Annotated in this window: 23 protein-coding genes; 13 read left to right on the forward strand and 10 right to left on the reverse strand. The window is 39.1% G+C overall.

Annotated features, from left to right (window positions below; translation table 11 throughout):
- Positions 1-3: 3 nt before the first annotated feature.
- Positions 4-660, forward strand: a complete 657-nt coding sequence (locus EZY12_04955; GenBank protein ID QSX69025.1) for a DUF2301 domain-containing membrane protein — start codon at positions 4-6, stop codon at positions 658-660.
- Positions 661-706: 46 nt separating this feature from the next.
- On the opposite strand, the gene EZY12_04960 is transcribed toward EZY12_04955, so the two are convergent.
- From EZY12_04960 to EZY12_04975, 4 genes are all read right to left on the reverse strand, one after another.
- Positions 707-1,087, reverse strand: a complete 381-nt coding sequence (locus tag EZY12_04960) for a PIN domain-containing protein (protein ID QSX69026.1) — start codon at positions 1,085-1,087, stop codon at positions 707-709.
- A 9-nt stretch (positions 1,088-1,096) separates the two neighbouring features.
- Positions 1,097-1,357, reverse strand: a complete 261-nt coding sequence (locus EZY12_04965) for a hypothetical protein (protein QSX69027.1) — start codon at positions 1,355-1,357, stop codon at positions 1,097-1,099.
- Positions 1,358-1,629: 272 nt separating this feature from the next.
- Positions 1,630-2,070, reverse strand: coding sequence for a DUF29 domain-containing protein (locus tag EZY12_04970; protein QSX69028.1), 441 nt, complete (start codon positions 2,068-2,070; stop codon positions 1,630-1,632).
- Between the two features lie 29 nt (positions 2,071-2,099).
- Positions 2,100-2,309, reverse strand: coding sequence for a hypothetical protein (locus tag EZY12_04975; GenBank protein QSX69029.1), 210 nt, complete (start codon positions 2,307-2,309; stop codon positions 2,100-2,102).
- Positions 2,310-2,344: 35 nt separating this feature from the next.
- On the opposite strand from EZY12_04975, the gene EZY12_04980 reads away from it, so the two are divergent.
- The 3 genes from EZY12_04980 to dprA all read left to right on the forward strand — a co-directional run bounded on the left by EZY12_04980 (position 2,345) and on the right by dprA (position 3,979).
- On the forward strand, positions 2,345-2,548 hold the full coding sequence (locus EZY12_04980; protein ID QSX69030.1) for a hypothetical protein: 204 nt from the start codon (positions 2,345-2,347) through the stop codon (positions 2,546-2,548).
- Positions 2,538-2,798, forward strand: a complete 261-nt coding sequence (locus EZY12_04985) for a type II toxin-antitoxin system RelE/ParE family toxin (protein QSX69031.1) — start codon at positions 2,538-2,540, stop codon at positions 2,796-2,798. The genes EZY12_04980 and EZY12_04985 overlap by 11 nt, the downstream gene beginning before the upstream one ends.
- A gap of 62 nt (positions 2,799-2,860) precedes the next feature.
- A complete protein-coding gene (gene dprA, locus EZY12_04990; protein ID QSX69032.1) occupies positions 2,861-3,979 on the forward strand; it encodes a DNA-processing protein DprA in 1,119 nt (372 codons plus the stop codon).
- Positions 3,980-4,004: 25 nt separating this feature from the next.
- Here the strand turns inward: dprA and EZY12_04995 are convergent, their stop codons facing one another.
- The 4 genes from EZY12_04995 to EZY12_05010 form a co-directional block, all read right to left on the reverse strand.
- The gene (locus EZY12_04995; GenBank protein ID QSX69033.1) at positions 4,005-4,310 is read right to left on the reverse strand and encodes a type II toxin-antitoxin system RelE/ParE family toxin; all 306 of its coding nucleotides are present in this window, start codon (positions 4,308-4,310) and stop codon (positions 4,005-4,007) included.
- Between the two features lie 53 nt (positions 4,311-4,363).
- On the reverse strand, positions 4,364-4,504 hold the full coding sequence (locus EZY12_05000) for a hypothetical protein (protein ID QSX69034.1): 141 nt from the start codon (positions 4,502-4,504) through the stop codon (positions 4,364-4,366).
- Positions 4,497-4,757 (reverse strand): type II toxin-antitoxin system ParD family antitoxin, encoded by a 261-nt coding sequence (locus EZY12_05005; protein QSX69035.1) that lies wholly within the window; start codon positions 4,755-4,757, stop codon positions 4,497-4,499. The genes EZY12_05000 and EZY12_05005 overlap by 8 nt, the downstream gene beginning before the upstream one ends.
- Positions 4,758-5,168: 411 nt before the next feature.
- Entirely contained in the window at positions 5,169-6,707 is a 1,539-nt protein-coding gene (locus EZY12_05010) for a serine hydrolase (GenBank protein QSX69036.1), read from the reverse strand.
- A gap of 645 nt (positions 6,708-7,352) precedes the next feature.
- On the opposite strand from EZY12_05010, the gene EZY12_05015 reads away from it, so the two are divergent.
- The 9 genes from EZY12_05015 (at position 7,353) to EZY12_05055 (ending at position 19,786) form a co-directional block, all read left to right on the forward strand.
- On the forward strand, positions 7,353-8,270 hold the full coding sequence (locus tag EZY12_05015) for a DMT family transporter (GenBank protein QSX70517.1): 918 nt from the start codon (positions 7,353-7,355) through the stop codon (positions 8,268-8,270).
- A 258-nt stretch (positions 8,271-8,528) separates the two neighbouring features.
- Entirely contained in the window at positions 8,529-10,298 is a 1,770-nt protein-coding gene (locus EZY12_05020; GenBank protein ID QSX69037.1) for an alpha/beta hydrolase, read from the forward strand.
- Positions 10,299-10,350: 52 nt separating this feature from the next.
- Complete coding sequence (gene truB, locus EZY12_05025) at positions 10,351-11,232, forward strand: tRNA pseudouridine(55) synthase TruB (protein ID QSX69038.1); 882 nt, start codon at positions 10,351-10,353, stop codon at positions 11,230-11,232.
- Positions 11,233-11,966: 734 nt separating this feature from the next.
- Entirely contained in the window at positions 11,967-13,043 is a 1,077-nt protein-coding gene (locus EZY12_05030; protein QSX69039.1) for a hypothetical protein, read from the forward strand.
- A 25-nt stretch (positions 13,044-13,068) separates the two neighbouring features.
- A complete protein-coding gene (locus tag EZY12_05035; GenBank protein ID QSX69040.1) occupies positions 13,069-13,929 on the forward strand; it encodes a hypothetical protein in 861 nt (286 codons plus the stop codon).
- Positions 13,930-14,859: 930 nt separating this feature from the next.
- On the forward strand, positions 14,860-16,290 hold the full coding sequence (lpdA, locus tag EZY12_05040; GenBank protein QSX69041.1) for a dihydrolipoyl dehydrogenase: 1,431 nt from the start codon (positions 14,860-14,862) through the stop codon (positions 16,288-16,290).
- Positions 16,291-16,436: 146 nt separating this feature from the next.
- A complete protein-coding gene (gene trpC, locus EZY12_05045) occupies positions 16,437-17,336 on the forward strand; it encodes an indole-3-glycerol phosphate synthase TrpC (protein ID QSX69042.1) in 900 nt (299 codons plus the stop codon).
- Positions 17,337-18,254: 918 nt separating this feature from the next.
- Positions 18,255-18,497 (forward strand): DUF5340 domain-containing protein, encoded by a 243-nt coding sequence (locus tag EZY12_05050; GenBank protein QSX69043.1) that lies wholly within the window; start codon positions 18,255-18,257, stop codon positions 18,495-18,497.
- A 140-nt stretch (positions 18,498-18,637) separates the two neighbouring features.
- Positions 18,638-19,786 (forward strand): alanine--glyoxylate aminotransferase family protein, encoded by a 1,149-nt coding sequence (locus EZY12_05055; GenBank protein ID QSX69044.1) that lies wholly within the window; start codon positions 18,638-18,640, stop codon positions 19,784-19,786.
- A 94-nt stretch (positions 19,787-19,880) separates the two neighbouring features.
- Here EZY12_05055 and EZY12_05060 read toward each other — a convergent pair whose 3' ends face one another.
- Together EZY12_05060 and EZY12_05065 are read right to left on the reverse strand one after the other, a co-directional pair.
- Positions 19,881-20,072, reverse strand: a complete 192-nt coding sequence (locus EZY12_05060) for a DUF2949 domain-containing protein (GenBank protein ID QSX69045.1) — start codon at positions 20,070-20,072, stop codon at positions 19,881-19,883.
- 693 nt (positions 20,073-20,765) lie between these two features.
- A complete protein-coding gene (locus tag EZY12_05065; protein ID QSX69046.1) occupies positions 20,766-21,293 on the reverse strand; it encodes a DUF192 domain-containing protein in 528 nt (175 codons plus the stop codon).
- Positions 21,294-21,304 lie beyond the last annotated feature (11 nt).

The raw sequence follows: 21,304 nt of genomic DNA on the forward strand, positions 1-21,304 counted from the left end.
TTTATGACTACACAAACGATATCATCACCGGAAGTATATCAAGGTCAATTTGGAAAGTTTTCAATTACCCAAAGCGATCGCCAAAGTGTGATAATTTATCGCACAGGATTAATGATAGCAGCCCTATGTTTTGCCATAGGTAGCGGTTTAGTCCTATTTTATCCCCAAACTACTACAATTCAAGCTATTACTCCTCTCTACACCTGTTTTAGTCTTGCACTTGGTGTCAGTTTATTAACTATTCACATTTATATGGCATCTTTGCACCAAATTCTCCAACTTTTTTGGATAATTGGTAGTATTTCCGCCTTTATTTTTGGACATGGTGATAGTCAAGCTTTTGCAATTACTGTTTATGATCAACCATTGACTATATTAGGAATTGGTTTCACATTTGCAGCATTGACAGGAATTTTTTTCAAAGAAGGTTTTTGTTTCCATCGTTTAGAAACTAAAATCTTAACTCCTCTCGTTCCTTTATTATTATTAGGACATTTAACAGGAATTTTATCAACCCAAGCAGAACGGGTTTTATTAGGACTTTGGGCAATTTTGTTTCTAGTCTTTGCTATTCGCAAAGTCATTCAAGCTATTCCTCCTGACATTGGAGATAAATCTGTATTTGATTATTTGAAAAATCAACATTTAGCAAAAGGTTAAATCTTTTGTAAGGGTTTAGGTTACTCGCTTATATAATTCAGCGCGGTTAACGTGCGTAAGGCTGCGCCATCCTAAGGTTGGGAACAACTCGATAATGTTTCACGTTAAATGTACATAGTGTTAGACCCCGCCCTACAGCACAAGCAGCAATCAAAGCATCCATTAATCCTAGACTATTAGACAAATGATAAGCTGTGAAATCCGACAGAGCGCGGATACAGTCAGCTTCAGTTGCCCACACTACAGGTAATGGAGCAACCAGTTGTAGTGCTTTACGAACTTGTTGCGTATTCTGAGAGTCTTGGACTAGTTCCATGACAACAAAGCCGGGAACGCTGGGTAAATCGGTCAGGCTAGAAAACCAAGTGATCGCAGGTGAATGCCCCCGTTGAATATCAATCAAAACATCAGTATCTAACAAATACATAAACGTTTCTTATGTCCGTGTTCGTGTTTCAGCCTCATGGCGCAGATGTCGAGCATGGACTTGACTATCCGTGATTTCAGGTCTTGAATTGATAATACCTTCGCTTTGCCAGTAAGCAACAAGTTCTGCTCCAGTTTTGGGTGGGTTGCTCAAAACTTGTCTGATTGATAGAACCCGTAGAATGTACTCAGATAAAGGCAGATTTAGCTGCAAGGCTTCGGTGGACAGTTCATTCTCTAACTCCGGTGGTAAGTCTAGGCGAATGTTCATTTCTGCTGTTCCTCATTAATTGAGATTCTAGATCGATAGTAACTAACATTAAGTAGGTGAACACAATAAAACCAATCTGTGTAAAGAAAAGTAAAATCGCCCAAACCCTCTTCACTCTTGCCTCTTGCCTCTTGCCTTGCCATAACGACAATTTTTAATGCTAACCTACTTATTTTGAGGGTATTGGTTTTTCTTCCGTCAACCCAACCTACCAGATTAGCGATCAGCTTGCAGCAGTGCTTCGCTATCGCACTGATTAGAATATGACATTATTAAATCAGAAAATTATCCACAAAATCAGCCGATAATAAATCCGTTAACGAATAGGGACAAGTCTCTGGCAATTCAAGCTCATAATCTAACAAAAGCTGGCGTTTAGCTCGAAAATAAAGTTCATCTAAATCAATTTTATTTTTAAGAGAAGCTGTCAAAGTATCCGACAATTGATCTTGAAAATTGAAAATTTCCTTGCACCAATGTTTACGCGGTTCTCGATCAGGCAGATAATTCAATTTTAAACGGTGCATAATAATTTGCTTAATTAAACTGTTAACTGTTCTCAGGTCGGTTCTTCCCAAGCTTGTTAACTCCTCAATTAAATTTTGACAGTCTATTGTTGATAGATCATAAGCTCGAAGTGCCTCAATTGTTTGCTCTAACCAAAGATGATAATCAGCTTCATAAAGGGTTGCTTTAGATTTTAGGGTTATCATCGCTACTACTCCTGGGTGTTTTTCTTTTATTATATTCCTAATAATCTGGCACTTCTACCTATTTTTGGTTTACTACCTTGCTCTGCCATGCCACGATATATGAACGATACCGACTGATTTGGCATACATTCAAAAAGTCTCCTTGATGTCTCAAATCTCAGGTACAATACAAATAGTTTTCCTTGTTGCAAATTTCTGATTCCAGCACCAGACAAGAGCCGTAAAATTTTCAATCGCATAAAATTAAAGACAAAGCTACTAGATCCATAATGATATGCAAATTAAAGAATTGACAGTAGAGCAATTTCGGACCTTAATGCGCGAGGTGGTAATTGAGGTTTTGGAAGAATATATTGACTTAGATGAAGGAAAAAAGCTCAAATCTTCTGTTGTAGAGCGGTTACTCAATCAACCAGTTAATAGTATTCCTGCACATCAAGCCATGCAGTCAATCGGAATTAACTGGGATGAGCTATAGTATCGAATTTACCTCAGAAGCGATCGCTGATATTGCTAAACTCGATCCCACTAATCAAATACGGATAGCCCGCAAAATCAAGTGGTTAGGAGAAAACTTGGAGCAGATCACACCTTTACCTCTTACTGGCAATTTATCAGGATTCTTTAAATTAAGAATAGGAGACTATAGGGTGATCTATACGATTGATCAAGCCCAACAAACTACTATCATTCATCAAATTGGGCATCGTAGAGAAATCTATGATTAGAGGATGTTTGAAAAGTCATATAGCCTTTCTTATTGCAAATTATTCTCCTAAACCCTGATAAAATGTCATCTACAGAAGAACGAAAATATTGGTTAGCTTGGTCGCAAATTTACGGTATTGGACCAATATTATTACAACGATTACAACAGCATTTTGGTAACTTAGAAACAGCTTGGAAAGCCAGTCCAGGAGAATTACGAAAAGTTGAAGGTTTCGGATTTCAAACCTTAGAAAAAGTTGTTCAACAAAAAACCCGTTTAAACCCAGAACAACTACTTCAGCAACACCAACAAATAAACCCCCATTTCTGGACACCAGCAGACCCAGAATATCCCCAATTATTGCGAGAAATCCCCAGTCCACCCCCATTATTATATTATCGGGGAGAAGTTGACTTACAGGAAAATTCAGGACAAAAACCCCTAGTAGGAATTGTGGGAACTCGTCAACCCACAGAATATGGAATTAAATGGACTCGACAAATTAGTACCGCATTAGCCAAAAATGGTTTTACCATTGTTTCTGGTATGGCCCAAGGAATAGACACCGAAAGTCATGCAGCAGCAATGAAAGCTGGAGGTAGAACAATCGCAGTTGTGGGAACAGGAGTAGATGTTATTTATCCCCATAAAAACCGAGATTTATATAAAGAGATATTGACATCGGGCATAGTAATCAGTGAATATCCTGCCAAAACCACACCCAATCGCACCCATTTTCCCCGTCGAAATCGCATCATTGCCGGTTTAAGTCGTGCAGTATTAGTAATAGAAGCAGGAATAAAATCTGGTGCTTTAATTACAGCTACTTATGCTAATGAATTTTGTCGAGATGTTTACGCATTACCGGGAAGAGTTGATGATCAACCATCACAAGGTTGTTTAAAATTAATTAGTCAAGGTGCAGGTTTAATTAATCAAGAACTCAGTCAATTATTAACTCTATTGGGAGCAATTCCCCAAATAGATATAGAAATACCTATAGTTAAATCTCCTCCTCTACCTGATTTATCACCAGAATTACAACAGGTAATAGACACCTTAACTATTGATGCTTTATCTTTTGATTCTATTATTCAAAAAACAGGGATGAATGCGGCTTTAGTTTCCAGTTCTTTATTACATTTGGAACTCATGGGTTTAGTTACCCAACTCCCAGGAATGCGATATCAAAAATGTTAAGGGAATATTTATAACCTTATAAAATTTACTCAAATAGTGACTCTAAATCTCGATAACCACTAGCAATACGAGTAATATTAATTCCTATTTCCTCTTCTTGAGGATAGTAAAATATAATGTAGTCATCTATAATAAAACCACGAAGATTTTTTGCTAGTCTTCCATAACTTTTACCCATACTTGGAAAACTAGCAACTAATTTACACTTACTTCTAATTTTATCAAAAAGTTGACTAGCGGCTTTTGGATTACTTTCAGAGGGAACAGGGAACGGGCAACTTTCTAACAGGAAAAACTCATGTTTAAAAACATGAGATTGAAATAATGACACTGTTTTTTTCGGGCTACGCATCTTGTAAAAACATCTTTTTTTTGACTGAAGCTCTAAACTGGTGCAAATGAGTGTTTCTTATCTGTTCCCTGTTCCCTGTTCCCAGTTAAGAGTTCCCTTCTTCTGTTACCAAGATATTCACAAATTTCTTCTAAATCTTGAATAGCTTCATCAGAAAATGAGTATTTACCCATTGTGTAATTCCTCTTCTATTTGTTTAATTTTCGCTTGTAGTCTAGCAAAAACCACCTCACCATCTGTTACTTGTCCATTATTAATCTGTTCAGTCCCCACCGCTATTTTTTCCTTTAGTTCCTCCAGTCTTCTTTCTCTACCTAACAGTAAATTAAAAGCCTCATTCACTGCATCTTCTATATTTTCAAATCGCCCAGTGGCAATATAAGCTTGTATTAACTCCTCTGTTTCCGGTTTCAGTTGAATATTCATAAAACCTCGCGGTATGCGGGAAACTCAGTGGCTTTAGCCGGTGAGAGGGAAGCGACACGAGTGAATTTATTCACTGTGGTATTTAAATGCTGATTTTTGAATGGATATAATCCCGGGAACCAGCAAACCCGTTCAAGTCCCCTCGCCCAACTAATCCAAAATGTCTTGTCTTTAACCAACGACTTAACAAACAGTCTTGCAGATAATCCAAACTGGGGAAGTATTCGGAAGTGCGGATCAGGATTAGTCTCAATGGGCTAGTCGCTGCTTGCGTTGTAAAGTTTGTTCTTTACAAGCTCAATCCCTTTAGGGTTGAGTCAGTGACGATATATTTGACCTCTGATTGATAGCCTTAATGCTGTTTTAACAACAAATTCACCTTTTCTGCAACAGAGTTAAATTTTGAATTGTTTATTGTTGTGGATAATATGGTTGAGTGATCACAGGAGGTGGATAACTACCTACAGGCATATTATTAACCATCCCATTAGGCATATTTGGATTGATCATTGGTGGTTGAATCGGTTGCTGAATAAAGGGTTGAACAGGTGGTTGATAATTAGGAATTGGTTGAGTAACTGGTTGAGTAACTGGTTGATTATTTGTCGGATTACTGGGTGTAACTGTAGTTTGGCTAAAGTGTTGGTAAGCAGCACTAGAAATAGAACTGATTAATTTTGCCGCCCGAGGATCATTATTAGGACGTTTTACCATAATAGCGATGATGTAACGCTTACCCGTAGGAACTTCTATTAAACCCGCATCTGCTAACATTGTGCTAATATCACCTGTTTTGTGATAAGCATTTGCGCCCTTTCCTAAGCCCGCAGGGAGGAGATTATCTCTTTCGGTGCGACCCATAATATTAAGCATTAAATCACGCGATCGCATACTCACAATATTACCTTGATTCACCATTGAGATTAAATTTCCCAATTCTCTGGGACTAGTAGTATTATTTCCTTCTAAATCCGGGAGAGGATTACGAATCATCGTCGTTGTCATTCCCCAACTGCGAAAACGTCCATTTAATGCCTCTTGTCCACCCAATTTAGCAATAAGTATATTTGTAGCTGTGTTGTCGCTAATTGTAATCATCTTCGTAGCCAGATCAAGAGCCGTATATTTGCTGCCCGGGGTTTGATACTGCATATTTCCAGAACCCCCGACAATCATCTCTTTTTGCAAAGTCAACATTTCATCCAGGCGGATTTTACCCGCATCTACATCCTGGAAAAAAGCAATCAAAATTGGGATCTTAATCGTACTAGCCGCAGCAAAACTTGTATTACTATTAATATCTACATAACCACCATTATCTAAATCTAATAAAAACACCCCTGGTATTAGATCAGAATTAGCTGTGGTGAGAGTTTGCAAAGAATTTTTTAAAGATATAATTTCCTGGGACAGATATAGGCTCGGATTAGAATTTTGAGGTGATTTTTGAGGTGCTGTAATTTGAGATACCGACACAACTGAACCAATGCGATTAGCAGGGTCTAGAACTGACAACAATGTACCGACAATCGCACCGACACCGACACCGACAATCAACAACCGCAAGGCATATAACATGGTTCTGGCCATGGGTTTTAACCTTGTCTTGCGAGATCCTTTTCTTTCTATCTTCGGTTTATCCATGCGTACAGTCTTTAACCTCACATTTCCCTGTGGAGAAATTTGAGTATTTTTCTTGACTGTAGTGACAGGTTTAACACCAGGGGGCATCATTATCCGTGATGCTGGTCTTCGCCCCCCAGCCGAGATCGGAGCAGGACTGATATGATGATTGAGACGAGCTAATGTGGCAGTTTCTCTTGGGCTAGAAACTGGCTGCTGATTGATAACTTTTTTCTGTCCTGTCTTGGGGATTGGACGTTTGCGCCGGCGACGCTGTACAGGTTGCCTTTGTAATATAGGTATGAGTTTGTCACTTGTTTCTGACATAGCTACTCCTGGTCACCTTCGACCCAGATTATGAATTTATGCACCTTGATACTTAGTTGACCTTGTGGGACTAAGTAGTATTTTTGTCTCTAGTTTACTTTATATTTATGTTTTTGGGTAATTATTTAGATATATAATAACCCAAATTAGCGTTTTTAATATTGCGGTTAATCAACGGTGAGAAGGTTTATCTGACATTGTGTAACTTAAAATTGCTGTGGAGACAGTTGGCATAATCAAAGTTCCCTTCAAGCCTGACCACAGATATATTTAGTCATTTTTAATTTTTAATTGCTGATATATAATTCCCATAAGTAGGTAGGTGAACAGAAAAATTTAAATGTATGTGAAGAAAAGTAAAATCGCCCAAAACTCTCTTCCTGTTCCCAGTTAAGAGTTCCCTGTTCCCTTGCCCCAACGACAATTTTTAACGCCAACCTACTTATTTGATTTTCGAGATATTACGTAGGGTGGGCATTGCCCACGCACTCACACTACTTAAAATTTTACAAATATTATTGATAATTTCTGTATATCCAAAATTAATATTATCCGGACTCATAGGCAATAGGCAGAAGTAATTAAATATTCCTGGTACGTGATTATGATGTAAAAATGATTTGTCCCCTGTAGTCATTATTAATGATGCATCAAAGTTCTGGTCATTGGCGTTTGGGTCTAGGTTTATCATTGGTAACTGTCTTTTTGTGGGGAGTTTTACCTCTAGCTTTAACGATAACGCTACAAGAGTTAGATGTTTTTACCGTTGTTTGGTTTCGCTTTTCAACCGCATTTATTTGTCTAGCAACTTATTTGTTGTTTCAGAAAAAATTACCAACATTAGCAGAATTACGTGCTACTTCTTGGCAATTATTAGTAGTTGCTACCTTATGTTTGGCTGCTAACTATTTTCTGTTTACACAAGGTTTAGGATTAACATCCCCAGGCAATGCTGAAGTTATAATTCAATTATCTGGTGTATTATTAGGTTGCGGAGGATTAGTAATTTTTCATGAACGTTATACATTAAATCAATGGCTGGGTGTAGCTGTTCTCACTGTGGGTTTTACATTATTTTTTCATAGTCAATTAGCTAATCTAATGACATCGAAAGGTGAATATTTATTAGGTAGTGGCTTGATTGTTTTTGCTTCAATAGCCTGGGCTATCTATGCCTTATCACAAAAACAGTTATTACAATCTTTGTCTTCAGCAAAAATCATGTTGATTATTTACGGTGGCTGTGCTTTATTATTTACACCATTTGCAAAAATCAATACTATTTTTACTTTGGATAGGTTTCATTTTTCAATTTTGGTATTCTGTGCTTTAAATACCTTTATTGCCTATGGTGCTTTTGCAGAATCTTTAGAACATTGGCAAGCATCACGGGTGAGTTCTGTATTAGCTTTAGCTCCGATTATTACTTTAATTTCCGGTTGGCTTATGTCAGTAATTGCTCCTAATATTATCTCTCCAGAAAATATTTCTCTCATGGGAATTATTGGAGCATTTCTAGTTGTTGCTGGTTCAATATCTATTGCTTTGGGTAAATCTAATTAATAGGAATTATTAGCATTATTTAGATTTCATTCATGAGGAAGAATACATAATAAATACTGATGTAGATCATTAATATATTTATTATCATCTTAAAAGAACTCCTAGTAATTAACAGCAAACTCATCGGAAACAGCCTTCAATTTCGTTTCCTTGGCTTGTTGTAGGAAATATTTTGAATTTTTGAATTTTTCAACAGGGTGTTTAAATAACTACCAAAATTTGAGCCTCGCTCAACAACATCACCACACAAGTTAAGCGATGAATATTTTTGGTAATTGGGGCAGCACCCTGAGAAAAAATTCTCTATTACTGGTTTTATCAATATTGCTGCCAACATTTGGGATAACTAACTCTGTTATGGCAGCAGAACAAGTTCATGCTTCTTATTCAGCACTAGAAATTTCCATCCCTATTAGTGCCTTAGAAAGCTATGCTAAATATGGAATAATTAATGCAGATTTAGCAGGGTATTATCAATATATTCCTACAAGTAAACTGCAAGAATTAAAGAAAATTTTAATTCAACCGCTGAAAATTAGTCCGGCTGTAGCTGCTCAATTTCTTGACACCCAACAAGGAGAATTTATATTACAAAGGTTAGCAGAATTAATTAAAACTAAATCTGATTATCCAAAATTTGTATCTGGGTCTTTACGCACAGCTTTAATTGCCGCAGCGGCTGAACCAGAAGGGTTAAATCTATTAAATTTATTACGTAAATATCCTCAAAATAATATTCATATTGATGTGGCTTCTAGTATGAAAATTGCTGATGAGTTAGAGAAAATGATCAGCGACACTGAAACAACTATTTCCACATTAATCCAAACATCAAAATTAGAAGCTGCTAAAATCTCTCAAACTAATTTTTCTCAATTACCAAAATTGCCAAATCCAGCAAATTTATCAATTCAAAAACAAACAATAAACTTCTTTGATTCCATTCGTAATCGGCATTTATTTACAGATATATATATTCCTAATACCCAAAGTCCTGCACCTGTTATTGTTATTTCTCATGGATTAGGTTTAGACAGTAGTAACTTTCGTTATTTAGCAAATCATTTAGCTAAATATGGTTTTGCTGTAATTATTCCCAATCATCCAGGTAGTGATGTTCAACAATTACAATCTTTAATTCAGGGTAGTAGTAATCAAGTTGCACATCCCAATGAATTTAAAGATAGACCTTTAGATATAAAATATATTTTAGATCAATTAGAGTCAGATTCACAATTTCAGCATCGGTTGAACTTAGAACAAGTAGGAATATTTGGTCAGTCTTTAGGGGGTTATACTGCCTTAGCTTTAGCGGGGGCAAAAATTAACTTTCAGCAATTACAAAAAGACTGTCATGGCGACAAATTGCGAAATACTTGGAATATGTCTTTAATGTTGCAATGTCGAGCGTTAGAATTGCCAAACCAGTCACGAGAAGAATATAATTTACAAGATCCTAGGATCAAAGCTGCGATCGCTGTTAATCCTATCACCAGTTCTATTTTCGGACAAGTTGGTTTAAGCCAAATTCACACCCCAATCATGATGATTGGTAGCAGTGAAGATACTGTTGCCCCAGCCTTATATGAGCAAATTGTCCCTTTTTCGTGGATTACTCATCCTCAAAAATATTTAGTTATGCTACTTGGTGGTACTCATTTTTCCACCATTGGTAATAGCAATCCTGATAGTACACAAATGGCACTATCAACAGATATGGTAGGTGATGCTGAACAGGCATACAATTACATGAATGCTTTGAGTTTACCTTTCTTTCAAACTTATATAGCCGGAAAATCAGAATATCTTTCCTATCTTAATGCCGCCTATGCTCAAAGTATTTCTAGTCAGTCTCTCGGTTTAAATCTTGTCCAGTCCCTTAATCATCTCAAATTAGCACCAGTTTTAGGTGATAATCTCCAAGAAACCAACCCCGTCAAAAAAGAATTTTCTCATACCATCATCCGCTTTGGATTTTGGATGCTGGGTATCGGTATTTCTCTCCTAGATTTGTTGGCGTTTTCCTAGTTTTAACAATTTGTGTAAAAATACAAAAATCTCAACTATAAAATCTAAAATTGTGCAAGGCTTTCTTAATTTAAACAAACCATTTGACTGGACTTCTCATGACTGCGTAGCCAAAGTCCGAAAACTACTGAACATGAAACGAGTCGGACACGCAGGAACTTTAGATCCCAAAGCTACTGGAGTATTACCGATGGCTCTGGGTAGAGCCACCAGATTATTACAATATTTACCGGGAGAAAAGGCTTATCAAGCCACTATTCGGCTAGGGGTACAAACTACTACTGATGATTTAGAAGGGGAAATTATTGCCTCCGCACCTTGTCCAGGGTTGGATTTGGAACATATAAAAACTGCACTTGACCAGTTTATCGGTAAAATTGAGCAAATTCCCCCCAGTTACAGCGCCATTCAAGTTGATGGCAAACGCCTGTATGATTTAGCGCGGAAAGGGGAAATAGTCGAAGTTCCCGTGCGAACAGTAGAAATTTCCCAAATTCAGGTATTAGATTGGCGAGACGGAGATTTTCCAGAATTAGATGTAGCCATAGCTTGTGGTACGGGAACATATATTCGCGCCATCGCCCGTGATTTAGGTACAATATTAAATACAGGTGGCACTCTGTCCGCCCTAATCCGCACAGAAAGCAGCAGTTTTCAGATTCCCACCAGTCTCACCTTCACAGATTTAGCAACCCAAATCGAAAACGGCACATTTCAACCCATATCCCCAGACACCCCATTACAACATCTCAAATCTCTAAATTTGCCAGCAGAATCTGCAAAAAAATGGTGTCAAGGTCAAAAAATTCCCCTCAATCTTGCTATTGGCGAGTTTGTCCGAGTTTATGAAACAGAAACTAATTTTTTAGGAATCGGGAAATTACAAGATGATTTATTAATTCCCCAGATGGTATTTTATGAATATACAAAATGAACTACCCCATCTTTCTTCGTTGAAGATGGGGTTTCTACATCCCCTTAAAAAATAAAGCTGATTTTAGGCAGAGATTTAGACCGAGACTACAGTAATATCACCTCAAGCAATTGGAGTAAAATGCAAACATAGAAATCCTAGATTATTTAATCTACAATCTAGGATTCAATTACAGCGGTTCTTGATTGAGTGAGGTACACGAACCCCACCCCCAACCCCAACCCGCTCTTCGAGAGGGGGCTATGATGTACCTCATAACAGCAGGAAATGCTGTATCGTTAATACCACGTCCATAAACTTCTGTATTTTTGTTAAGTTAATTAACTATTGAGAAAAATACATTTTGTATCTAGACATTTTTATTATAACTGGTATAATTTTGATAGTTTCACAAAAGTAAAATTATTTAGAGATTTCCAATTAAAAAAATATCCCAAAATTTCTTGTGGTGCGGGCATCTTGCCCGCTAATAATACAAGGACGGGCAAGATGCCCATCCCACAAAATTGGATAATCTTTTTTGTGGAGTTCTCTTATCTTGTGAGTGTGATGGGTAGCTTAGTTACAGTTTGTGAAAACGTTAGCTTATCATCAAGCTATTAGCACACTGCTAACTTATTTTTTACAAAAAGCTGTGTAAAAGTTGCACTCAAAATGATATTGGATGATTTTTTTTGTGAAATTAACTTTGGACACGTTTTTAATCGCATATCAACTTTGTGGGGAGTAGAACTTTGAAAAAAGCAAAATTTTTATGTATGTTGTTACGGCCCAATTGGGTGCAATTTATAGGCACAACCTGTTTGAGTTATATGTGGTTGACTACTGCTCTTTCAGTTACTCCTGCTTCTGCGGCTGGTGAAGTAGCTTCTAGAAACCATAGCAGTGAAGACTTAATCACTAATCAAACCGCTTTAGAGACTAACTTACCGGATCTCAAACAAGTACTAGCGGAAAAAATAAAATTGGGAAAAAAGGCAGCATCTATTGTTGCTCAAAAACAACCACAGTTAATTGCCCAAACAAACTCTCCTGGAACTAGTGATAACAGTCCAATTGATGTTGACAACTTACGCCAGCAATTATTAATTGAACCCCTCGTTAAACCACCACTGCCAGCATCGGCAGCCAAGCGTACATATGCACCTGGACTTAGCTTTGGCGGACCCAGTGCTTTCGGCGCTGGTTGGGGTGATGTATTCGTAGGAGCATCAGGGGCAACCAGGAGCTCTAAGAGCGGCGATAATCCTCTTGATGGGAGTACCAGCTTAGGTTTTGGTTTAGGAAATTCCCAAAAACTCGTTGGTCTAGAATTTGCCTATACTAACGGTAGTATCAAAAAGTTCGGAGCAAATGGAACTTTTGACCTCAAAGTTCACCGGATTGCTTATGCTAAAGGAACAAATCAAGTTGGTGTAGCTGCTGGCTGGAAGACCTTTGCTCAGTATGGTAATGAAGGTGTTAGAGATTCCAGTGCTTATGGTGTAGTTACAACTTACTCTCTCTTACGGCCTAACGATTCTGTTAATCCAATGCCCATCTCCTTTTCCGCAGGAGCAGGTGGTGGAGACTTCCGACAAGGTAATGCCAGCACTGGTGTATTTGGTGGAGTAGGTGTGCAAGTTCATCCCCAGGTTGGTGTAGGTTTTGGTTGGAGTGGAGTTGGTTTAAACATCGGGGCTTCCTTTGTTCCCGTGCCTACTATACCCTTAACAATTACAGCCCAGGGTGCGGATCTCACAGATAACAGCAGCGGTGGCAGAGTATTTGTGTTGAGCGTAGGTTATGGTTTCAACTTCTTACCTAAGTAAATACTTTTTTATCTAGATAATCATCATGTTAAAAATCAGAAATCTCATTTTGGCTCTCAGTCTTAGTCCCTTAATGTCCGTTGCTTGGCAATTACCAAACCAAGCGCAAATTATCGGTCCAAGTAAGGGTACCGCTGGCACTCCAAGTGGTGCTGCAACTAGTGGGTCAACAACTACCATTTTTTCCGCACCGGCTGATGGAGGTGGCGCGGCTGCTGGAGGTGGCGGTGGAGGTGGCGGTGCTGCTCCAGTAGCAGCATCACCTAATGTCAGTGTGGGACCAGGTGGTACTATTACCGTTTCACCTGCCGCAGCCGCAGAAGTTACTGCTGCTGCGGCTGCTGCTATACAGAGTGCAGCGGCTGATGGAGGTGGCACGACTGGTGGAGGTGGCACGACTGATGGAGGTGGCACTGCTGGTGGAGGTGGCACGACTGATGGAGGTGGCGCTCCTGGTGTCGCGGTTGTTGGACGTGGTGATGCTACTGCTGCTGCTATTCTTGGCGGTGGTGCAGTCGGGCAGGCAACAGAAGCAGCAGTAACCGCAAATTTGGGTGGCGCAGGTGTTAGTTTAGCATTAGCAGGTGCGCTGACAGAAGCTCTTGGTGGTATTGTGGAATCGCCCAACGGTTCTATTCCATCAAGTTTTCCTTCAGCTCAGTTACCACAAGAGCAGCTAGTAGCTAGTAATAAAGCACTAAAAGGTTTAATCATCGCTCAGGGTGCAGCACCAACTGTAAACATTAATAAACTGAGTGATGCTATCAATGCATATAACCAAATTGTTGTAACAAGCAGTCCGGTAACTTTGCAAAAAATTTCACAAGACAAAGATTTCGTAGCCATTGGTACATTGCTCAAAAAATTAAGAGCGGCTATTGGTTAAGAACAAACTTGATCAAACGCTTTGAAAAAATAACGGGGAGACACAAGAGCTTCTCCGTTATTTTTTGTAAAGAAAGACACAAAAGTTAAGTTACAGCAAATTGTCATCAAACCCGGAACAAGAACCCCACCCCCAACCCCCCTGACAGGTGTAGGTTTTTTACAATTGGGTGAGGACAGGACTTGGAAGACAAGGCAGACAAGGTGACAAGGGAGGAAAACCGGACAAGAAATGGATGATTGGTCATAAAACAAACCATAAATTGGGTATTTTATGGATAAAATCTTCCTTGTCTACTATCCCTCCTTGTCTTCCTGGTCTTGCCTTTACAGAGAATATTAAAAACCTACACCTGTCAGCCCCCAACCCCCTCCCCGCAAGCGATGAGGGGGCTAAGATGTACCTTATATGATTGGAAATCGCTGTAAGAGTTAGTCAAAAGGGTTTTATAAGCAAACAAGTGCAAGATTATTGACAATAAATGTTTAAAACTCTTGCATTTTCACCTCTTCCTTCTGCCTTTTTCCTTCGTGTCCTTGGTCTCTATATCCCTCCGGTCTCGTCAGAGATACGTGGTTCATTAACTCCTGTACCGGCGAATGGCCATTCGCCCCTACCTACTAACTTGATTCGGCAAGCCCTACTTGTGTTGACAAAAGCCCTGATGTTTTAGTTGAGAAAATCAAATACTTGAGATATAATTGCCAAGATATCAAGTATTGAATAAGACTATTGCTGATGCAAAAACCAAGCAATGATAGTGATAGTCTTTTTGAACTCTGAAGTATTAGAAAGATTGCGTTGGGCTACAGCGTGTAAGTCTACACCAGGGATAACCGCTCCCATGCTCCTGTTGAAGTAGAAAATAAAGTCTAGCTTTGTCTAGGTTTTATATAGTAGAAAATAGGTGAAGACAACGGGGAAATAAAAGTGAGTCCTGGATTTGATTACGATTTAGTGATTATCGGCGCTGGTGTAGGTGGACATGGTGCTGCCTTACACGCTATCAGTTGCGGTCAGAAAACAGCGATTATTGAAGCTGGGGATATGGGAGGAACCTGTGTAAACAGGGGCTGTATTCCTTCTAAGGCATTGCTGGCAGCTTCCGGAAAAGTTAGAGAATTACGCAATGCCCATCACCTCAAGTCTTTGGGAATACAAATTGGTAATGTCGAATTTGAACGGCAAGCGATCGCTGATCATGCTAACAATCTCGTCTCCAAAATTCAAGGAGACTTAACCAACAGTCTCAAACGCTTGGGAGTTGATATTATTCGGGGTTGGGGTAAGGTATCTGGCATACAAAAAGTTACCATCGTTACAGAAAGTGGTGAAAAAACCATTACTGCCCAAAATATCATCCTTTCCCCCGGTTCTGTCCCCTTCGTTCCCCCCGGAATTGAAGTAGATGGCAAAACTGTATTTACCAGTGATCAAGGCGTTAAATTAGAAACTCTACCCAAGTGGGTAGCGATTATTGGTAGTGGTTACATAGGGTTAGAATTTTCTGATGTTTACTCGGCTTTGGGTTGTGAAATTACCTTGATTGAAGCTTTGAGTGAGTTAATGCCAGGGTTTGACCGCGATATCGCTAAATTGGCAGAACGGGTCTTAATTAACCCCCGTGATATTGAAACCAAAGTTGGTATTTATGCCAAAAAAGTCATCCCTGGTTCACCAGTAGTGATTGAGTTGGCTGACTTTGAAACAAAAGAAGATTTAGAAGTTCTGGAAGTTGATGCTTGCTTAGTCGCTACAGGTCGTGTTCCCGCTACTCAAAATCTCGGTTTAGAATCTGTTGGCGTGGAACTTGACCGCCGCAATTTTATCCCTGTAAATGATAATATGGCGGTATTATTAGCCGGGGAAGTTGTCCCCTATCTCTGGGCTATTGGTGATGCTACCGGAAAAATGATGTTAGCTCATACGGCATCGGCTCAAGGTATCATTGCTGTAGAAAATATGATGGGTCGTCACAAAACAGTTGACTATCGCAGCATTCCTGCGGCCGCTTTTACCCATCCAGAAGTTAGTTATGTGGGCTTGACAGAAACAGCCGCCCATGCTTTAGGTTTAACTGAAGGTTTTGAAATTGCCACCAGTAAGAGTTACTTTAAAGGTAATTCCAAAGCTTTGGCTGAAAATGATACTGATGGCATGACGAAGGTAATTTATCGTAAAGATACTGGCGAGGTCTTAGGTGTACACATCTTTGGTCCCCACGCCTCGGATCTAATTCACGAAGCCGCAGCCGCTATTGCTAATCGTCAATCTATCCAAACTCTCGCTTACCTGGTTCATGCTCACCCAACGCTTTCAGAAGTTCTGGATGAAGCTTATAAACGGGCGTTAGTTAGTTAATTGAAAATTATTCAGTTCTCAATTAGACATTTCCTGTGAAAGATGTAGAGACGTTCCATGGAACGTCTCTACAAAGATTCTAGAAAATACGCGTTTCTGAAGATGTCTATTATTAATTCCCAATCCAAAATCTAAAATTAAAAAATATGCAAATCCGTCGTCGTTCACCCGGCACAGTTATTAATATTTCTATACTTCAATATCGATCCGCTATAGAAGGGGCTGCACCGAATAACATTTTAGAAGAAATTGTTTGGCAAAAAGAAACAGAAGTTGAAAAAATGCGGGAAAGGCTACCTTTGCGGGAATTGCAAACACAAGCCCTATCTGCACCACCAACTTGTGATTTTGTAGCCGCTTTACGTCAAGGCAAAACTAATCCGGCTTTAATTGCAGAAGTAAAAAAAGCTTCTCCCAGTAAAGGGGTATTTAGGGCAGATTTTGACCCAGTAGCGATCGCTCAATCTTATCAAGCAGGTGGTGCTAGTTGTCTCTCTGTGCTGACAGATGTGAAATTTTTTCAAGGTAGTTTTGAAAATCTATTGCGTGTCCGTGCTGCGGTAGATTTACCATTGCTATGTAAAGATTTTATCATCTATCCCTACCAAATGTATTGGGCGCGAATTCATGGAGCAGATGCAGTTTTATTAATAGCAGCAATTCTCAATGATCAAGATTTGCAATACTTTATCAAAATTGCCAATAACCTAAAAATGGCAGCTTTAATAGAAGTCCATAATTTAGAAGAATTAGATCGGGTTTTAGCTTTAGATGGTGTTTCTTTAATTGGGATTAATAATCGCAATTTAGAAGATTTTTCTGTTGACTTGCAAACTACTTGTCAGTTAATGACAGCTAGAGGTGAACAATTACAAGCCAAGAACATTCTTGTAGTCAGTGAATCAGGATTACATCACCCAGAGGATTTAAGTGTAGTTAAAAAAGCAGGTGCATCTGCTGTACTGATTGGTGAATCCTTGGTCAAACAGCCAGATCCTCAGTTAGCAATCACCAATCTGTTTGGTTATACTGCAAACGGTTCATAGTTTAACCAAGTATGAAACCCCTCTTGTAAACCTCTCCCCGCACCCCTCCCTGACCCTCCCCTACAAGCTACGGTGTACACACAAGTCTTCTAGAGTTGCCCCACAACGTTTAGATCCCCCCAACCCCCCTTAAAAAGGGGGGCTAAATTCTTCAAAGTCCCCCTTTTTAAGGGGGATTTAGGGGGATCGGATCACGTTTAGCATCCTGTCTAGAGATGTGTATACACCGTAGCCTTTATAAGGGGGGCTAAATTCTTCAAAGTCCCCCTTTTTAAGGGGGATTTAGGGGGATCGGATCACGTTTAGCATCCTGTCTAGAGATGTGTATACACCGTAGCCTTTATAAGGGGGGCTAAATTCTTCAAAGTCCCCCTTTTTAAGGGGGATTTAGGGGGATCGGATCACGTTTAGCATCCTGTCTAGAGATGTGTGTACACCGTAGCCTTAAAAAGGGGGGCTAAATTCTTCAAAGTCCCCCTTTTTAAGGGGGATTTAGGGGGATCGGATCACGTTTAGCATCCTGTCTAGAGATGTGTGTACACCGTAGCCCCTACAAGGGAGGGAAAAGGAGCAGCTTTTATGATTGGAGAAGCTTTGAACTTGGTTCTTTGGATGATAAAAAAGTCCAGCTTCTAGCCGTTTTGAGTATAAGAGACTTCCAATTTAAAAAATATCCCAAAACTTCTTGTAGTGCGGGCCGAAAAGTCCCCTAATAATACAAGGAGGGACCAGATACCATTGGATAGCGAAGCGCTGCTGCAAGCAGTTCATTTTTTTGTGGAGTTCTCTAATCATAATCTTTTGCCCCTTGCCTAAAGGCAATTAGTTATTTCCTGTGTAACAATTAACTGAGGGTTAGTTAAAACTTAACTAATTGAAAATTAAAAATCCCTAAGTTGTAATTTTACAATAAATTCCATGAAGCCAATTCCTTTACCCTCTCCTATCCATTACGAACTTATACTTCAACTTTTAGAAAAGCAAACAATGACTTCTATCGGTCTGGACAAAGAACTCCGAAATCAAGTCAATCAACTAATTATTACCCTGCGAAAAGCTGCATCCCAACAAAAGCGACTCGAAGAAACTTTTCAATCTTCCTCTTTACTAATTGATCACCGTTGGTCTATTAATCATTTCGGTGATAAAGTAGATTGCTGATAAAGTGTCAACAGGCAGACAGTGGCAAAAAATATGGTGTAGCAAAACCCACAATAGATTTTAGTGGGTTGTTTTTTGGATTTTTATCCCCTAGAGGGGTTAATTTATATTGTATTGAAATTTTCAACTAGGACACAAACATGGACGATAAATTGATGCTGATGATTCCTGGTCCTACCCCAGTCCCAGAAGCGGCTTTACTAGCATTAGCCAAACACCCCATTGGCCACCGCAGCAGTGAATTTAGTAGCATGATGGCAGAGGTGACAGAAAACCTCAAATGGCTACATCAAACGGACAGTGATGTATTAATGCTAAATGTTAGCGGTACTGGTGCTGTAGAAGCGGGAATGATTAATTTCCTTTCTGCAGGCGATCGCATTTTAGTTGGTTCTAATGGTAAATTTGGTGAACGTTGGGTAGAAGTTGGTCAAGCCTTTGGACTAAGTGTAGAAACTGTCACCGCAGAATGGGGACAACCCTTGGATCCAGCCGAATTTGCTGCCAAACTGCAAGCTGATACCAACAAAGAAATCAAAGCTGTGATTATCACCCACAGCGAAACCTCAACAGGCGTTATTAACGACCTAGAAGCTATCAACCGCCACGTTAAAGAACATGGAGAGGCTTTAATCATTGTTGATGCTGTCACCAGTTTAGGGGCTTATAACGTCCCTGTAGACGCTTGGGGTTTGGATGTAGTCGCTTCCGGTTCTCAAAAAGGCTATATGATTCCTCCCGGTTTAGGATTTGTCTCCGTCAGTCCTAAAGCTTGGGAAGCTTACAAAACTGCAAAATTGCCTAAGTATTATTTAGATTTAGGTAAATATCGTAAAGCTACCGCTAAAAATACCACTCCCTTTACTCCTCCTGTCAACTTAATGGTGGCGCTACATACCACCTTGGGAATGATGAAAAAGGAAGGATTGGAAGCCATTTTTACCCGTCATGACCGCCAAAAAAATGCTACTCGTGCGGCTATGAAGGCGTTAAATTTATCGTTGTTTGCTGCTGATGAATGTGCAAGTCCTGCTATTACCGCTGTAGCTACCCCAGGCATCGAAACAGATAAAATTCGTTCTTTGATGAAAAAACGGTTTGATATTGCTTTAGCCGGTGGTCAAGACCATCTGAGTAATAAAATTTTCCGCATAGGTCACTTGGGTTTTGTCAGCGATAGAGATATCCTTAGCTGTATTGCTTCTTTAGAAGTTGTCCTGCCCCAAGTTGGTCATGAAAACTTCACCCCCGGTGCTGGTATAGCAGCAGCAGCAAAAGTTTTTGCATAATTGGTAATTGGTAATGGGTAATTGGTAATGGGTAATTGGTAATTGATCTTCCCTTTTGCCTCTTCCCTCTTAACTGTTACCTGTCACCTCTTTCCTATGCCGTTTCTAGCCAATCATAAATTTGTTCTAACTGTTCTAGGGTAATTAACCCATATTGCCAAAGTGTCATGGTTAAAGAACCAGGATCTTGATCACGATTACGTAATGCTACAGCTAGGGAAGCGGCGGAAATTGCCAAATCTTCCTGGAGAAAATTAATTAGCCGAGAATATCTTGATGGTGCCATTTGTATCTTAGATTCTTGGGTAGAATTGATGATTTTAGATTGGTTATCTAATTTTGTGGGTACTCTATAGCCAGTATTTTATGTGTCACTTTGTGGGAGGTAGATTGAAAATTACAGGTTGTATAAAAAAATATTATATTCTTCTAAATAACCCTTTTTTAAAGCATTAATCTCACAGGATGTACTACCAGCCCAAGGTACTTATAATCACGGTGTAAATCCCTAGTACGGTGACTTATGTATCCCATCAGGATAATATTTAGGTAATATTTTAACCATGATGTTAGTGTTACCATTAACATCCTCCAGTTCTTTTGTCCTGGTTTAAGTAACAAAGAGTTTATAGAATATAATCCTCTATTGGCGACCATTTACACTTGCGTCAAAAGGGAGATTTTTGTTACCAAACTCTGAAGTTATAATTTTACAGTGGTAAACAAGGAGGTTATAACATTATTAAAAGCTCAAACTCAGTGACGATGAAGCTTTGACTTTTGCCTCTTGCCTTCTGCTATAACTAGGAAAACTTAGAATTTGATGTTATTCAGGCTACTGCTAAATATTAACCTTTTTACCACTATTTATGCCAGGTTAGGTAATATTTTTGCAAAAAAATCTGTATCATATCCGAATTTAGAATCAAAACCCATGCTATTTTTGCATAGGCTCATGATGAATAAATGTTGATACTGTCTACTGAATAGCTTTAGGAGTTAAAAAATCAATTTTCACCTGATTTCCTGGCTGTAAACCTAGTTCTTTGGCTCGTCCTGACCTCAGTTCAATTACTTGATCTATAAGTACATCAGGACCATAAGTAGCACAAGGTTCTCTACTGCAACCAGGAGCAGATACTTGTATATATTTAACTATACCTTTCTGGAGAAATACCATATCTAAAGCAACAGGTACATTCTTCATCCAAAATTTTACTGGTTGTGGGTTCGGAAAAATAAACAGCATTCCTCGGTTATCTGGTAAAGCCGGTCTATACATTAAACCCATCTGTTGCTGTTTTTGTGTTCGTGCTACTTCTAACTGAATTTTTGTACCTTTAGGAAGAGTAGCAAAAGCCGAAATTGGCAAATTTTGACCAGCATTTACTGATGTTTGGGTTGATGATTCTGGTGTCACTGCTGGAGATTTAGCTGTGGTTGGGGATGAACAGCCCATCAATAAGATACTAAGTAATATTGAACATAAACTAAGCCAAGAAATCATAAGTGATAAAG

The organism is Dolichospermum sp. DET69, from assembly GCA_017355425.1.
In the GTDB taxonomy this organism is placed as follows: domain Bacteria; phylum Cyanobacteriota; class Cyanobacteriia; order Cyanobacteriales; family Nostocaceae; genus Dolichospermum.